Genomic DNA, 18,962 nt, shown 5'->3' with positions numbered 1-18,962 from the left:
GTAGCGTTGGCGACAGCTGCTAAAATAATGATTTTGGTATTAAACATAGTTTGCGAGGAGAAAGACGATGAAATATCTAAATGATGATACTATTACGAGCAAGAGATGCGATCATTTGCGTGCTGACTGCGAAAGCTGTTTCGGATTGTGCTGTGTCGCATTATGCTTTTCAGCTTCGGATGGTTTCCCCATTAATAAAGATGCAGGTACACCCTGCATCAAGCTGCAAAAAGATTTTCGATGTGGTATTCACGAAAGCCTCAGTAAACGAGGTCTTAAAGGTTGTATAGCTTTTGACTGCTTTGGCGCAGGGCAAAAAGTTTCTCAGGTCAGCTTTGGTGGCCAAGACTGGCAGCAAGCTCCTGAATCTGCTAAGCCGATGTTTAAAGTGTTCTTAATCATGCTGCAAATTCATGAATTACTCTGGTATCTGACAGAAGCTTTGATGTTACAAGCTGCTTTGCCTATCCATGATGAGCTCCGTTCCGTGCTTGAAAAAACGGAAAAACTTACTTATCTTAGCCCGGACGAGCTCATGAAGCTGGACGTGGCAGAGCACCGAGCTATTGTAAATACACTACTGCTAAAAACCAGTGAACTTGTGCGAGCTCAGGCGCGCATCAAGAAAAAGCATCGGCCGGAGCAAAAGGCTCGTTCAGGACGTAAGAAAAACATTGGTCGCGGTGCCGACCTTATTGCCGCTGATCTGAGAAAAACGGACCTTAGAGGGGCTGACTTAAGAGGAGCTTACCTGATCGCTGCTGACCTGAGAGGAACCGATCTTAGTGGAGCTGATCTTATCGGGGCTGATTTCCGGGATGCTGATCTAAGTGGAGCTGATCTATCCAAAAGTATCTTTCTTACTCAGTCTCAAATCAGCTCAGCAAAAGGGGATAGTAGGACAAAATTACCTTCGTCACTCTCTCGTCCAGAGCACTGGGTTACGATATGATCATATAGATTATTTTCTGGGGTGAAAACATGTTAACGATTTTAAACAATTATGCACATGGTTATGTCACCATCCCTGTTATTATTGCCTGCAAAAAACAAGGCCTTTTTGAGATTTTAGATACAAATAATCCGGTTCCTTTTACCACCCTTGTTCACCGCTTGCAGGCAAATAGCGGGCATCTTCGAATAGCATTGCATACTTTGGAATCTTTAAACTGGGTTTCTAAAAACAGTAGCGATGAATATGTATTAACTCCTGAAGCGGAGATTCATCAGAAAATCCCGCAAGATATTTTGGACTTAATGTCATTTCCTATGCAGGATTACGTAAATCAAGCAAAGAAAAAGCATAGTCTCAAAAAATGGATGAAATTATCCGGGAAGAGTTGGAATATAGACAATCCTATGTACTCCCAATTTCTTGATGGTATGTTGATTATTCCGCTGCTTCTTACTTTGAAAGAATATGAACAATTGGGTAATTCGGATAATCCGGAAGTACCATTGTTATCAAAGCTTAGCCCTGCAGTACGCGAAAAAATTGTAGCGTTTTTTATCAATCAAGGTTGGCTGACCCAACAACATGGAGTAGATAGATTTACAGACATCGGCCGATTTATTGTGGATCGAATTTTTATTACAGCAACGGTCGCTTCCTATAGACCAATGCTTTCAAAGATGTCAGAAATAATATTCGGAGATTGTAAATCTGTCTTTGAACGGGATTTGTTGGATCACGAACTGCATGTAGACCGTACGTTAAATGTAATTGGAAGTGGATTTCAACATGAAAAATATTTTTCTGATATGGAAGAAATCATACTATCTATATTTAATCGTGAACCTATTGACGAACAGCCTAGATATGTTGCGGATATGGGGTGCGGTGATGGAAAACTACTTGAAAAAATATATGCCATTATCAAGAATAAATCGCTAAGGGGCAAGGCGCTTGATGAGTATCCGATTAAGCTAATAGGTATAGATTTCAATGAGAAAGCATTGAATGAAACTGCTAAAACCCTTAAAAATATAGATCATGTCGTTTTAAAAGGTGACATTAATGATCCCGAGCAGATGATCGCGGATATAAAAAATAGAGGCATTCATGATGTAGATAATATTTTACATGTTCGTTCTTTTCTCGATCATGACCGGCCTTATATTCCACCATCCGATATTTCTGCAGCTGAAGCACGATCCAAAATTCCGTCTGAAGCTGTCTATGTTGACAGAGCAGGAAAAAGTATACCAGCAACCTCTGTTATGCAAAGCCTAGTAGAACATCTGGAACGATGGTCATTCATTATTGGCAAGCATGGCTTAATTGTGCTTGAAGTACATTGTTTAGAACCCAAAACAGTCAATGACTTTATAGATAAGTGTGAAAATCTACATTTTGATGCGTATCATAGATTTTCACAACAGCAACTGGTCGAGGCGGATAAATTTTTAATGGCAGCAGCGGAAATCGGGTTATTTCCTGATAAGAATACTTGTAAAAAGTATCCAAAGACATTGCCGTTTGGACGGATTACTCTAAATCATTTTACGCCAAGAGAATATAGAGTGCGCTTTGTGCGAGAAGCAGATTTGCCAGCTTTACAATTAATAGAAAACCAATCTTGGGAATCTGGTTTGCAAACTCCTTTAGCTGTTCTTAAAGAAAGATTGAAAAAGTATCCTGAAGGACAATTGGTACTCGAATTGGATAATCAAGTTGTAGGCGCTGTTTATTCGCAGCGAATTGCGAACAAGGATGATTTAAAAGACCACTCTATTGAGACGGTAGAAAGCCTGCACATCAAAGAAGGAAGTATCATTCAATTACTAGGCGTAAATATTCTTCCGGAGATGCAGCATCGAAATTTGGGCGATCAATTGCTAGAGTTTATGCTGCAGCGATGCAGTCTGATGAATGGTATCCAGTCGGTAGTAGGCATTACAAGATGTAAAGAGTTTCATAATTATACTTCAACAAACATTCAGGAATATATTACAATTCGTAATGTACAGGGAAGATTAGTTGATACTACGTTGCGATTTCATGAAGTGCATGGGGCGAAAATTTTGGAGCCTGTTCCTAATTATCGTCCTCATGATAAAAAGAACAATGGATATGGAGTTTTGTTAGAATACGACATTTTTAATCGAAAACGTTCCGATATTCAATTGAACAGCAAAAATCCCAAAAAGATCGCCAAGGTAGACGATACGGAAAAATTGAATTCGATTAAACATTTTATAGAGAACACAATTACATTTATTCTTGGGAGTACAAAAGAGGATGGATTCTCATTAGAACGGCCATTGATGGAAATGGGATTGGATTCCGCTGATTTGCTGGAACTTAACGAACAAATCAGTTATAAATATCAACTCCCACTCAAGCCCACTTTTTTCTTTACGCATAATACAGCTGAGCGAATTATTACGTACTTACAAGAGCACGTTGATGATGTAGCATCGGAAAGGACTGCGAAAACTCAAGAAACGGTTATTCCGAAACAAAGCGTTCGAAATAATTACAACGACTTGGATGAACCGGAAGTTATCGTACATGATTCAGCAATTCAGCAAAATGGGATCGCTATCGTAGGTGTAGCTTGTCGACTTCCAGGCGGTATCGTGAACAAACATCAATTTTGGGAACTATTAATAAACGGCAACGATGCCATAGGTAAGATGCCTCCTAAAAGATGGAATTGGCCACCTGATATTGATCCTAGTAATCAGCATAAGGGGATCGATACGGGTGGCTTTTTAGATGATATCGCTCATTTTGACGCCTCCTTTTTCCGTATATCTCCAAAAGAAGCGGAAATTATGGATCCCCAACAGCGAATTTTATTAGAAATGAGCTGGGGTTGTCTGGAGGATGCCGGATATAAAGCAAAAGCCTTATCAGGCAGCAAGACAGGTGTTTTTATTGGTGCCAGTGGCTCTGATTACAATAGACTTCTTGATAAAAATATTCAGGAGGTAGAAGCTCATTTCGGTATAGGGGTTTCTATGGCTGCTTTGGCTAATAGAATTTCTTATTTCTATGATTTTAATGGTCCGAGTATTCAAATTGACACAGCTTGTTCAAGCTCTTTGGTAGCTGTTCATGAGGCTATTAAATCCTTGAACCAAGGAGAGTGCGAACAAGCTTTAGTTGGCGGAATACACATCATGTGTTATCCATCCAACAATATCGCTTATTATAAAGCAGGAATGTTGTCGAAAGACGGAAAATGTAAAACCTTTGACAAAGAGGCAAATGGTTATGTACGCGGTGAAGGGGCAGTAATGATCCTTTTAAAACCTGTAGAACAGGCTATTCGTGATCAAGACTCAATCTATGCAGTCATAAAAGGTACGGTAATAAATCATGGAGGTCAGGCGGGCGGGCTGACTGTGCCGAACCCAGAAAAACAGGCTGATTTAGTAAGCGAAGCCTTAAAAACTGCTAAAATCGAACCAGAAACTGTAGGGTATATTGAGCTTCATGGTACGGGCACTTCATTAGGAGATCCGATCGAATTTAGTGGACTAAAAGAGGCTTTTGCCCAGCTTTCTAAGACGAAAGAGGAACATCATTCGCAACCTTACTGTGGCTTAGGTTCGGTTAAAACGAATATTGGACATTTAGAAGCCGCTGCAGGTTTAGCAGGTCTTTTAAAGGTAATTCTAAGCATGAGGCATCAAGCGCTTCCTGCTTCTTTGCATTTCAAGGAATTGAATCCACATATCGATTTTTCGAACACTCCTTTTTACATGGTAAATAAAAATAGGCCATGGACACTTTCAAATGGTCAAACAATACGACGTGCAGGAGTGAGTAGCTTTGGATCCGGCGGTGCCAATGCACATGTAGTGCTTGAAGAAGCTCCAATCGTCAACAGACAAGGTAACAGGAAATCATCCAGTTATATCATTGCTTTGTCAGCCAAATCAGAAGAAGCGCTTCAACAAAGAGAGAGGGATTTGGCACTTTGGCTGGAGCAGGAAGGAAAACAGCACGATCTTACTGACATTAGTGCCACCTTGCTTTTGGGGAGGGAACATTTTGAAGTCAGATCTGCTCTTGTGATCAAAGATGTTCAGGAACTGCAAGAAAAACTCAAGGAAAGTCTTCTTCATGGCCATGTTGACGGATATTTTAGGGAAAACCGGTTGCAAAAAAGAGATCAGGCTGAGCCTCTGTTTGAACAGGTAGGACAGATGATTCTGAAAGAACTGTCAGAAGGCATGGAATGGAGTGTGGCAGAATACAGCAATAAACTGAGGACTTTGGCTGAATTGTTTGTGAAAGGATATGAGCTAGACTGGAAAAATATTTTTGTTGCTGACAACATATCACGAATCAGTCTTCCAACCTATCCTTTTGCCAAAGAACATTATTGGGTGCCTGAATTAGTGATTACCAATCCAACGAAAAGCAGTCCATCAACTAAAGAAATAGAAGAATCCTTTGACGAAAAATACGTAGTACCACGTGCTATGTGTCTTTTGAAAAAACAATGGGAACCTAGTGAGTGTCATTCGGCTAAAGTCGTGGAGCGGTCGATTGTCATTTTGAAAACAGAAGACACAGAGAAGTTGGCCAATTGTCTTGCCCAGTATTTCTCTGGTAGCATAGTCGTAAACTTCCATGATCTTTTATCTCAATTTCCGCTTTCAGGAAAAGAATGGATAGAGTGTGATGGCATTATCGATTTGGTTGGCTGTGGATTTGATAAAAATGAGTCATTGGATTGGATTCCATGGATTCAGCAGTGGATTGAATATGGCCATAATCAGAGCTTAATGTTGTGCGTGACTAAAGGATTGGAGTCTTATTTTCATTCATCTGTCAATTTGTCCGGGGCTTCCCGTGCCGGATTGTATCGTATGTTACAGAGTGAATATGGACATCTGCGGTCGCGTCATATGGATGTGGAACGAACCACCGATGATCACGAGCTCGCCAAACAGATTGTTTCCGAATTTTTGATAGATAGCGAAGATGCTGAGGTTTGTTATCGGAATGGAAAACGTTATCGAGCCTATTTGCAGGAATATCAAGTGGAAGAGCAAGGGGGGCAAAAAATAGCGTTCCCTGAAGAATATGTGCTATGGATTACCGGTGGGACACGCGGGCTTGGATATTTATGTGCCCAACATTTTGTAACAAACTATGGAATTAAACGCGTAGTGCTCACAGGAAGAGAGACTATTCCTCCTAGAGATCAGTGGGATTTATATATACGACAAAACCATCCCATTGTGCAAAAAATTAGAAATGTACAAGCGCTGGAAGCACAGGGTGTTCAGGTTCGAGTTTTATCAGTTTCATTGACGGATGAACATGCTGTAAAACAGAGTCTGCAAGAGATAAAAAGTACATTAGGGCCTATCGGAGGGGTCATTCATTGTGCTGGTATCGACAACACAGACAATCCTGCTTTTATCCGCAAGTCTATCGATAGCATCCAGCGTGTTGCAGATCCTAAGGTTAGAGGTCTTGATATCCTTTATCAATGCGTAAGAAATGAGCCTTTGCAGTATTTTGTCCTGTTCTCTTCGGTATCGGCAATTATACCAACTTTGGCTTCCGGACAAAGTGATTATGCTGCAGCTAACGCCTACATGGATTACTTTGCAGAAGCGAATTATCATACTTGTCCAATCGTCAGTATTCAATGGCCAAACTGGAAAGAGACCGGAATGGGTGAAGTCAAAAACAAGGCTTATCAACAAACTGGATTGTTAAGTCATACGAATGCAGAAGGGCTAAAACTTTTAGATTACATCCTCTCAAAAAAGATGGGACCCGTGGTTTTGCCAGCTGTGGTTGAGCCAAATCTATGGAAGCCGCATAAATTAATGCTACGAAGAAATCAGGAAGCCAATTCGCTGATTGCTAGGACACAACTCCTGAAGACGGTTGACACTAATTCTGCATCACAATCAGATACCCTTATGGGTGCGACTCGAACATGGCTAATTTCGTTGTTTTCTAAAGAATTAAAGATGGATCCTTCGAAATTGGAGACAGAAACGCCATTTCAAGAATTTGGAGTGGACTCTATTTTTCTGGCTCAAATATTGCGATCAATAAATCAATATATTAAAGCCGATTTAGATCCATCTCTTTTATACGAATTTTCAACCATCGAGCTTCTTTCGGCATGGCTTATTGAAACATATTCAACTGTATTATCGACAGTGCTTCCTAATGTGCAAGATTCGTTGTCTGTTCTATCTGACCGTAACATAGAGAGTCTATCATTGGAAAAAGAATCGCAAAGAAGAGCTGACATAACGAAGGGAAATCTATTAGATGTTGCTATAATTGGACTTTCCTGCCGTTTCCCGGGTGCAGACAATATTGAAGAGTACTGGAATATGTTGTCGGAAGGCAAATCAATGGTTCGTGCGGTGCCTCAAGAACGTTGGGGGTATTTGAGCGGATTTTACGCAGGAATGCTCGATAACATCAGGTGTTTTGACCCGAAATTTTTCCTGCTCTCAGAAGAAGATGTCAAGGCGATGGATCCACAGGCTTTATTGTTGCTCGAGGAAAGTCTCAAGCTATGGTATCACGCAGGGTATACCCATCAAGAAATGAAAGGAAAGTCGGTAGGGGTTTATCTTGGGGCACGAAGTCAACACAAACCAGAAGAATTCAGTATTCGTCAAGCTCAGAATCCTATACTAGCTTTCGGCCAAAACTATTTAGCAGCTAATATTTCACAATTCTTTGATCTTCGAGGACCAAGTCTTGTGTTGGATACGGCTTGCTCTTCTGCATTAGTTGTGATGCATATGGCAATGCAAGCCTTGAGCAGCGGAGAGGTTGAATCCGCTCTCGTCGGTGGAGTCAATGTGTTAAATACGGATGAAACCCATCGGATATTGCAACAGCGGGGGATATTGAATCCTGAGTCATCGTTCCATGCTTTTGACCAGCGCGCCAATGGAAATGTGTTAGGAGAAGGCGTAGGTATGGTTTTGTTAAAAACAGTGAAGCAAGCAGTGGAGGACGGGGACCAAATTTATGCCGTCATTAAAGCATCTGCAATTAATAACGATGGACGAACTGCGGGACCGGCAACCCCTAATTTGCAGGCGCTTAAAGAGGTTATGCAAACTGCACTAACCAAAAGTGCCAAAAAAGCGGAAGAGATTAGCTATATTGAAGCGAATGCCTCAGGTTCTCAGGTGACTGACTTGCTCGAACTTAAGGCAATCCAATCTACTTACCGATCTCATACTATTGCTCCTTTGGGATTAGGATCGATTAAACCTAATATCGGGCATCCGTTATGTGCGGAAGGCATTGCAAGCTTGCTTAAAGTGGTTCTGATGCTTCAGCATCGAAAATTTGTTCCCTTTTTGTCTGGAGAGCAGCCGCCAAAGTATTTTGACATAGAATCGTCACCGTTTTATTTTTGTCGAAATAGTAGGGAGTGGACAAATCCTTCTTTGATTGCAGCAATAAACTGTTTTGCCGATGGTGGCACTAACGCCCATGTTATTTTGGAAGCTTGGGATGACCTATCTTCGCGCGTAATAAAGCGACATCCGATAGCTCCTCCAAAATTAGATAGATGTGAGATTGTCCCTTTAACTGAAAAAACGCAATCTTTAATACCGGCAAATAAGAGCAAAGTAGTAGTAGTTAAGAAGACATTAGACATCAAAGATCCTGTTTTACAGCATCATAAGGTTTATGGTCAGTCATTGTTGCCGGGACTGGCCTATATTGATTTGTTATATCAAGTATTTGCGCGGAATGGGTATAAGTACCATAACCTTGAACTTCGCAAATTAACCATCTATAACCCGTTAACTGTGGGAGAAGATTATAATGTTGTGCTTAGTATTGAGTGCTCTGAAAGGAGCGATGGCCAATGGCAGCTTCGTGTGGAAGGGCAAGAAGAACACATCGGAAGCTTAGTTGCAGATAAAAAACTATATGTCACGGCAGAAATGCATCAAATAGAACCGGCTGTTTTTGATGAAACACTTGATGTAGAAACCATTCAAAAATCAGCGAACAAGATATACAGTTTAGAGGAGTTATATACACGAAGCAGGCGTCAGGAATTGGTTCATACCGGATTTATTAAGGCAGAAGGTAGGGTTTTTGATTTAGATTCTGCAACTATTGTAGATATTTCCCTTGGTCACGAGGCTATGCCAAGTGCAGGCGATTTCCTGTTTCACCCGACACTTATTGATGGCAGTGCGGTAGGATCTAAATTGTTTCCTACATTGGTTGACGGGGAACCGCAATTATTTTTGCCGCTCTATTATGAATCCTTCCGTGCCTCTTCTCTCTTGCAAAGACACTGCTACACGCGGATTCAAAATTCATCGGTACAACAGAAAAAAGAACTTCTTTCTCTGACAATGGAATTTTTTGATAGTACCGGCAAAAAAGTAGGAGAATTAAAGCAATTCATTAATAAATTGGTTCGAGATGCTGGATTAATTGATCCTGCTCGCCAGAAAACAGCACTGCCGTCGATAGAGGATGTGGCTTCATCAGTGCCTCCATCTGTCGCTCAATCTATCACGTCAAGCGTCTCAGTTGATGACAATAGAGTCTCATCGATTGAATTTGAATCTTTTTTACGGCAATTGATCGCAGAGCGATTGAAAAAACCGATAGAGCAAATCGATACGCAGACTGGTTATTATGAGATGGGTTTAAATTCGCAAAAATTGTTGGAGGTTGTAACTGCACTTGAGCACAAAATTGAAGACTCCTTATCTCCGACTTTGTTATTTGAATACACGACAATTGCTGAATTAGCAGCTTATCTCACTGAACATTATCAATCGCAAGAGATTGAACAAATACCAGAAAGCAGTTCGATACTTAGAGACTCTTCCACAGCTGAGAATACGTCGAATTTTAAGTTTGAACCAGAGGATTATTCGTCTGAAAAATCCAGTCTTATAAGTTCTTCAGCAAAGGAAGACATTGCGATAATCGGGATGTCGGGACGCTATCCTGGAGCAAAAAATCTCCAAGAATTCTGGTTGAATCTAAAAGCGGGTAAAGATTGTGTCAGTGAAGTTCCGAAATCTCGTTGGGAATGGCATCAATTTGATGGATTGCAGTCGCCCTCAGACAAAAACATGTCTAAGTGGGGGGGATTCTTAGATGATCCGGAATGCTTCGATCCTCAATTTTTCCGAATATCGCCTAGAGAAGCAGAGATTATGGATCCACAAGAGCGTTTATTCTTGGAAACTTGTTGGGAAACGATAGAAGATGCCGGCTATACTCCCCAGACATTGGTTAGGACGAAGGGGAAGAATGCAAGACGACAAGTAGGCGTATTCGTTGGTGTCATGCATAAAGATTATGCCTTTATCGGTGCCGAAGCGTTATCTTCGGAACAGGTATTTCCTTTGTCATTGAACTATGCTCAGATTGCCAATAGGGTTTCTTATTTTTGCGATTTCCACGGCCCTAGCATGGCGGTTGACACCGTTTGTTCTTCTTCTCTCACAGCCTTACATATGGCTTTAGAAAGTATTAGGCATGGTGAGTGTGAGGTAGCTCTGGCTGGTGGTGTCAATCTATCTTTGCATCCTCATAAATATTTATCTTATGGGATGATGGATTTACATTCCAGTGATGGACATTGTCGTACATTTGGTAAGGGTGGCGATGGATATGTGTCAGGCGAAGGCATTGGTGCTGTCCTGTTAAAACCGTTAACGAAGGCAATTCAAGATGGCGATCATATCTATGCGATGATTAAAGGCAGTAGTATCAATCATGTGGGAACAGTTAGCGGGATTACGGTACCGAGTCCTGTTGCACAGGCGGATATGATTGCGACATGCTTGGAAAAAACTAGGATACATCCGCGAACAATTAGTTATGTAGAAGCACATGGAACAGGAACATCTTTGGGGGATCCGATTGAGTTGCAGGGGTTAGAGAAAGCTTACCGTCAATATACGCACGATAAGCAATACTGCGCGATTGGTTCCGTTAAATCCAATATAGGGCATGCTGAGTCCGCTGCGGGAATTAGTGGTCTTCACAAGGTGGTACTGAATCTCTACCATAAAACTCTAGTTCCTTCCTTACATTCAGAGGAATTAAATCCGTATATTAGTTTTGAGAAATCTCCATTCTATGTTCAGCGCTTAACCGAGGGTTGGAAACAACCTGTGATAATGGAAAATGACCAGGAAGTTCGTTATCCTCGTCGTGCCGCTTTAAGTTCCTTTGGAGCTACTGGATCAAATGCTCATGTTATTTTGGAGGAATATATTCCTACTGAAGCAAACGTGTCACAAGGCACCGAGCAGACAAAGTCTACATTATTTATGATTCCTCTTTCTGCGAAAAATAAAGAACGACTGCATGTCTATGCAGAGAACCTGCTTACTTTCCTCAAAAGGCAGCAATCTTCTGACGGCAACGCAGAACAAGGAACATCGAATGATCAAACAAAACGTCGAGAAAATCTGGAGTTACGGATCCGTAGGATTCTATCGAGTCTTATTCATGTAGAAGAAGAGGCCATTGAATTAGAAGAAGATTGGAATGAGTATGGAGTAGATGCCATTCAGTTCATGCGTATTGAGGAAGAGATTCAAAAGGAGTGTAAGGTTGAGATCAACATTAAGGAACCGGATCAACCTTGTTCTATTGTCTCTGTAGCGGCGAAACTCTTAAATCACTATGAGGAAGGCAAGGATGGTCAAGAATCCGCCCTTTCTTCCTGCGGAGTCAATTTGGCAGATTTAGCCTACACATTACAAGTGGGACGCCAAGCGATGGAAGAACGGATGCTATTCATCGTTAAAGATGTCCAAGACTTAATTACAAAACTAGAAGATTTTATAGACAATAAAAACTTGAATAAGCATTGCTACCAAGGAAATGTCAAACAAAATAAGGAAATCATTAAGTTTTTTGCAGTGGATGAAGATTCAAAAGAATTACTCCACAAATGGATCCTGAAAGGAAAGCTTGAAAAGTTAGCGGAATTATGGACAACAGGCTTAGAAATGGATTGGGATTTATTATATGGCGACAGAAAGCCTAGACGGATTAGTCTGCCAACCTATCCCTTTGCCAAGGAACGCTATTGGATAACTAAGAACGAAAGCAATACACGTACAGTGCTTCAAGGTATGGGGATAAATAGCTCATCATTCGAACGTCAAGTCAAGTATGTACAGAAGTCGTGGAGAAAATCAGAAGCTATTAGTTTTAATGAGAGCAACGGTCTCATGCTGATCTACCATAACAGCTCTACAAGAGCATTGGCTGAATGTATTGCTCAACAATATGGCAATTCCATATTGTTGCAAAAAGGTCAGTTAAGCAACGTCTGGCAAGAACAAATGATGGAATGTGACGTTTGGGTTAATGTAGCAGAGATCGAAGAATTTGAAACATCTCTTGAGTCAATTCCTTATCTGCAACGATTGATAGAAAATAGCAGGTCTGTTAGTGGTCTAAAGCTCATCCATATTACGAAAGGGCTTGAATCATTCCAGAATGATAATGTCAATGTGTTTGGTGCAGCATCGGCAGGTCTGTATAGAATGTTGCAGAACGAATATTCCTCTCTTAGCAGTCGTCATGTTGACCTTGATCCTAAGGATGAAGATCTGACACGGCAAGCCGAAGTCATTTTGCGAGAAATCCAAACGCAAACAAAAATAAATGAAGTTTGCTATCGCAATGGCGTACGTTATGAGTCCATTTTAGTGGACTTCGATCTCGACCGTATTCATACAGAGTCAAAAACACTTACATTTAGCGACGACCACGTTTTGCTGGTGACCGGCGGAACAAGAGGATTGGGAATGCTGTGTGCTCGCCATATGGTTACGAAGTACGGAGTTAAACAGCTTGTCTTAACCGGGCAGGAGAAAATTCCCGACAGAAGCAAGTGGTCACAATTAGATCAGTTTTCTGCTTCGGTACAAGAAAAAATTAAGGCAATCGAAAGCATAGAAAAACAAGGTGTTACCGTCAGGGTCTTATCGGTACCGCTTAATGATGCTGATGCCGTTCGGTCTGAAATATCTGCTATAGAGTCCTCTATGGGACGAATTACAGGTGTTATACATGCAGCAGGTTTAGCTGATTTTATTAATCCTGCGTTCATCAGGAAGGACCAGGAGAGTATAGCGCGGGTGTTATCACCTAAAGTAACGGGAACTGAAAACCTATTACGTTGTCTCAATCCAGATCATATAGCGTTTGTTCTCCTGTTTTCATCGGTAGCATCCGCTATTCCTAGCTTGGGTGCTGGACAAAGCGACTATGCAATGGCAAATGCTTTTATGGATTATTTCTCGGAATCAACCGCTTCTTCCAAGGTTCCTATGGTGAGCATTCAATGGCCAAGCTGGAAGGAAACGGGCCTTGGGGAAATTAAAAGTCAGGCTTATCTCAACACTGGAATCAAGAGCATTACAGATGCAGAAGGCTTACGCATCCTGGATGAGATTCTGGGAGGAATAAATGCCCGAATTGTAATGCCAGTGGTTGTCAATGGCCGGGATTGGAGCCCAGGTCATTTGTTGAATAATGTCCCACGTTACAATGCGAAAGATAAGCCAAGTAAAGGAATGCAGAAGCAATCTGCAGTGGTTGGGCAACAGGCAGGTATTGATGCTATTGAAAGGGCATTATCGTTTTTGCAGCCGATATTTGAATCCGAGTTAAAGTTAAATCCTAACCAACTTGACAAGGATACATTGTTCGCTGATTATGGCATCGATTCGATCTTGATGGCACAAATTTTACAAAAAATAAATCGAGCTTTAAATATACGAATCGACCCGTCTATTTTACTTGAGTATTCAACGCTAGATGCATTTGCTATTTGGTTTTCAGAAACGTATCTTGAACAGTTGAGCTCTTACGGCAATGAGGAGGATAACACATGGAACGATCTGGAGGAGCCAACCGTTCTAGAAGCAAAGGACATTAAATATATGGAAGAATCACCGACTCCAACCCCTCAATGTATGAGCGAAAAAGAGATATACCCTTCGATGAGCGAGGACATCGCTGTTGTGGGCATGGCGTGCCGTTTTCCCGAGGCTGAGAATCTAGAAGCATACTGGGATCTCATTTCAGAAGGCCGTTGTGCGATTAAACAAGTACCTGAGACGCGCTGGAATATGAAGAGCAATTACTATGCTGGATTGGTAGATGATATCTACAGTATTGATCCGCAGTTCTTTAACCTCCCAGCAGAAGATGCGAAGGTGATGGATCCTCAAGCTATAGTATTGTTAGAGGAGAGTCTGAAAGCCGTATATCATGCTGGATACAGTCAACAGGACATAAATGGCGCTAATATTGGCGTTTATATTGGAGCAAGGACAATTGGTGAAATAGACAAGTCAGCAATGGAGAACGCTCGTAACCCAATCAGAGTGATGGGACAAAACTATCTGGCAGCCAATATCTCGCAATTTTTTAATTTTAGGGGTCCTTCTGTTGTATTGGATACGGCATGTTCCTCATCGTTGGTGGCCATGCAGGTCGCAATTGATGCCTTGAAGGGCGGTTCTCTTGATGCTGCATTGGTGGGTGGCGTCACTCTTTTGACTAGTTCTTATGCACACGAACTGTTTGCCCGTCGTAATTTGCTGCAGAAAAATGGAGAGTTTCACATCCTGGATCGTCGGGCATCAGGTGTCGTACTAGGTGAGGGATGCGGAGTTGTACTCTTAAAAACACTGTCTCAGGCAAAACGCGATGAAGATATCGTATACGCAGTTGTTAAAGGAATAGCGATTAATAATGACGGTAGAACCGTTGGACCTGCCACACCAAATATAAATGCACAAAAAGAAGTTATGAAAACTGCATTACAAAAAAGCGGCTGCACGCCGAATCAGATCGAATATTTAGAAGTAAATGGTTCCGGCTCAGAGGTAACGGATCTGCTGGAAATCAAGGCCGTGGAGTCTGTCTATCGGGCACAGACATCGAATGCGCTATATCTGGGATCAGTAAAGCCGAACATAGGACACCCTTTGTGTGCTAAGGGTATCGCAAGTTTTATTAAAGTGGCATTGATGCTTAAAAAACAATCACTCGTGCCATTTTTGTCCGGGATAGAACCATTGGAACATTACTCCTTGCAGGAGGCGAATTTTAAACTTTCTAATAAAAAGATAGCTCACGCACTAAAATTCGCGTCGATAAATTGTTTTGCGGATGGAGGTACAAACGCACATGTGATCTTAGGGCATCATGATGACGGTCAATATAGCCCTATCCGTCGTCCACTATCTCTTCCGGTGATGAAGCGCCTTGATCTCAAAGCCCTGTCACCTTTGCATACCAAGGATGAGGTTTTCGCTAAGGGTACCGTCGTTCTAGATCATGGCTTTACGAAATCTTTATCTTGGAATGATAAATTGTCCGTCAATCACCCGATCATACAAAATCATGTTGTGTTTGAAGAAAACGTGTTGCCTGGTCTTGCCTGGATAGACTTGCTCTATCAGTGGTGTTTGGAGGCTGATCTTCCATATGGCTTGCTAGAATTGAAGAATCTGACTATTTACCGCCCTCTAATCGTAAGCGAATCGCACCCAGTAAAATTAGTTATAAATGCGAAATTGGAAGAGAACGGCTGTTGGGTGATTCAGATTACTGGAACCGGTCAGGCAAAGGTGGATGGAACAGAAGCAGCCGTGCTTTACGTTTCGGCAGAAATGCATCGGAGTGAGCCTTCTGCGTTTACTGAAGTTGTGGACATTTCGCAGATTCCCGTGCTTGCAAGGGAAATAGTCGATTTAGGTGAAATATACTCGGATTACACTCAAAACAGCTTGGTGCATACCGGGGTCATGAAGGGACGAGGGGCTGTTCTGATAGGGGATAACGAGAATTGGATTCATGTTTCGATTAACGAAAGTGATAGAGATATCAATGAGCGCTACCTGTTTCATCCCGCCGTGTTAGATGCAAGCGTAGTTGGCGCCACACGTGCGGTATTAGGAAAGCTCGCTGATGATCAGTTATATTTACCGTTATATTACGAATCGTTCAATGCGAGCGAGCTATTCGGTAGAGAGTGCTATACGCGCATCAATCATTTTGGCACAACGGTGACTCAGGATTTGGTAACCATAACATTGGAGTATTTCTCATCTGACGGACGCAAAATAGGTGAACTGAAGAACTTGAAAATCAAAGCAGTTCGGAATGAACGTTTTTTAAAGAAAACGCAAAACAATACACCAAAATCTCTTCCTGCACAGCACAAACAAGTACCAAATGTAACGCTAGAGGCACTATTGAAATCTATGATTGCGTCATACGTGGGTGTCAATGAAAAAGAAGTAGGCGAACATAAAGGATACTATGAGCTTGGTTTGGATTCGATTATGTTGTTGCAAGCAGTGAAAAACCTCAGTTCAGCGATCGGTGTAAAACTGTCGCCAACGATTTTTTTCGAGCACTCAACAATATCAATGCTAAGCGGATATTTATGGCGTCAATACCCTGCTGAAATAGATAGGTTGCTAAACAAAGAAAGCGCATTGCAAACGATGGAAAGTACTAAAAGTATTACTGAAGTTGCATCTCTTATTTCAAATGAGCCTAAATCTTCCATGACGGTAGACATAAGTGAAATAAAATGCTCATCTGCTTCGGTGAATTCGTTGGGGATAAAAGATGTCGCGGTTATAGGGATGGCTGGTCGTTTTCCTAAATCGGCAAATCTCGAAGAATTCTGGGAAAATTTATGCAATGGTGTTGATTGTATTACAGAAATTCCACACACACGATGGGATAACAATTATTTTGACGGGATAACATCTCCCTCCGGAAAGCCTATGTCCAAATGGGGTGGGTTTATTAGCGATGTGGAGTGTTTTGATGCAGGTTTTTTTGGCATTACACCTGAAGAAGCAACGCGGATGGATCCCCAAGAAAGACACTTCCTAGAAGTATGTTGGGAGGGGATCGAAAATGCTGGATATACACCGGATAACCTTGTTGCCTCCAGTGGGGAGCATAACCGACGAATGGTGGGAGTGTTTGTAGGTGCTATGCACCAGGACTATGCGATGCTCCAAAGTGAAGAGTCGCGTGATACTAAGGATATTCCTTTATCGTTCAATGCTTCATTAATAGCAAATCGTGTATCGTATTTTTGCAATTTCCATGGTCCTTCTATTGCAATTGATACGGTATGCACGTCTTCCTTAACGGCTATTCATTTAGCGATCGAAAGCATATACAGAGGTGAGAGTCAGGTTGCGATTGCAGGTGGAGTAAATTTGTCGATACATCCAAGCAAATATCAAAGCTATGGCATGCTGGATATGCACTCTAGTGATGGTCGTTGCCATTCATTTGGAGCAGGGGGTGATGGATATGTATCCTCCGAAGGTGTCGGAGTAGTCATCCTTAAACCGCTAGACCAAGCATTGATGGATAAAGATGCAATCTACGCCGTTATCAAGTCAAGTGCTGTGAATCATGTAGGCAAATCAAGCGGCATGCACGTACCAAGTCCAGTCGCTCAAGCATCTGTCATTACGGATTGTTTAGATAAGTCGGGCATTGATCCTGAAACAATAAGTTATATGGAAGCACATGCGACAGGTACATTAATCGGAGATTCGATTGAAGTAGATGCATTGACAATGGCATTCCGAAAATATACGCAGAAAAATAGTTTTTGTGCTTTAGGCTCGGTTAAGTCAAATATCGGCCACGCTGAATCAGCAGCAGGTATAAGTGGGGTGACGAGTGCAATCTTGCAACTGCATCATAAGAAAATTTTGCATCCCTTGCCTAGCAAAGAAATCAATCCTTATTTGAATCTTGAATCATCCCCTTTCTATCTATCGAGTAAGGTTATGGATTGGTCGGACGACAAGATATTAAAAGGGGATGTGCGCAGGGCAGCCGTACATTCCATAGGCGCAACCGGATCTAATGCACATATTATCTTGGAGGAAGCACCTGAATACGTTGATGCCCGTCTGGTTGATGAAACGCAGGGAGTACTAATTCCTGTGTCGGCTAAAAATCGAGAAACTTTGACCGAATACATTCGCAAGCTAGTTGGGTTTATTGAGGCTAATAAGAATATCCCGTTGTCCCGTTTAGCCTTTACAATGCAGACAGGACGGATTGCTTGTCGGGAGCGTTTTATTACGTTGGTTACTAGTTTGGAGGAGTTATACTCTCGTTTCCATGAGTTTTTAAACGGACAGCAAAAAATTGAGAACAGTTGGTATGAATCAGTCGATGAAACGAATGAAGATCAAGGATTATGTAATAATGACGAGGAATTGGAGCAAATGATTTCCATGCGGATGGATAAAGATAGGCTTAAAAAAGTCGCGGAACTATGGAGTAAGGGCTATTCTATCGATTGGAAGACAATGTACACGGAAGTTCCAGGGCGTGCTCATTTGCCAACATACCCGTTCAGTAAAGAGAAATATTGGATTACGAGCAGATCAACGGAGAATCATCCGGAGTCTAAAAATCTTTCTAAGTCGGAACCTAGATCCACGATGCACGTAACATTTATACGCGCAGACGATACAGGCAGAATAGAGCATAACGATGATAACCATGTCGCGTTAAGCCGAAGTGAAAAAGCATTATTATTTTGCCGTAAACTAGTGGCTGACGTGATGAACAAACCGGTTGAAGCTATCAAAAAAGATGACGGTTTTTTTGCGATGGGATTGACTTCAGCTGCGATTGTAAGTATGGCATTAGAAATTGCCGATAAGATAGATCCTAGTATTTTTCCTAGTCGATTATTCCATTATAAAACTGTGTCAGAGTTGTCGGCGTTCTTAGAAAGTCACTACCCGACTGCATTGGATAATCTCATTGCTGTACAAAAAACAAAAGCTTCATCCAAGCCATCGCCCACCATGTTTACAAATAATAAATGTGAGGACCCAAATATTGAAAACGTTGATCGAAAACTATTGAATGCACTAAGCGAACTGGAGAAAGGTTCTATCGATATTGATGTAGTGTT

1 protein-coding gene and 1 pseudogene are annotated in these 18,962 nt (G+C 41.6%); both read left to right on the top strand.

The annotated features are described in order from the left end of the window. Positions 1-67 precede the first annotated feature (67 nt). Positions 68-952: a pentapeptide repeat-containing protein gene (locus BrL25_RS23465; protein ID WP_018669859.1), complete on the top strand. Its 885-nt coding sequence runs from the start codon at positions 68-70 to the stop codon at positions 950-952. An 89-nt stretch (positions 953-1,041) separates the two neighbouring features. Then, a pseudogene (locus tag BrL25_RS26620) lies at positions 1,042-18,714 on the top strand (beta-ketoacyl synthase N-terminal-like domain-containing protein); the annotation flags it as partial. Between the last annotated feature and the right edge of the window lie 248 nt (positions 18,715-18,962).

Origin of the sequence: Brevibacillus laterosporus DSM 25, from assembly GCF_002706795.1 — a bacterium.
Lineage (GTDB): Bacteria > Bacillota > Bacilli > Brevibacillales > Brevibacillaceae > Brevibacillus_B > Brevibacillus_B laterosporus.
Note: the sequence above shows the minus strand (reverse complement) of the source record. Positions and strands in the feature narration are given on the sequence as shown.

What these genes read in the sequence shown, in the direction of transcription:
- BrL25_RS23465 (WP_018669859.1), top strand. Translation starts at nt 68, where the DNA reads ATGAAATATCTAAATGATGATACTATTACGAGCAAGAGATGCGATCAT.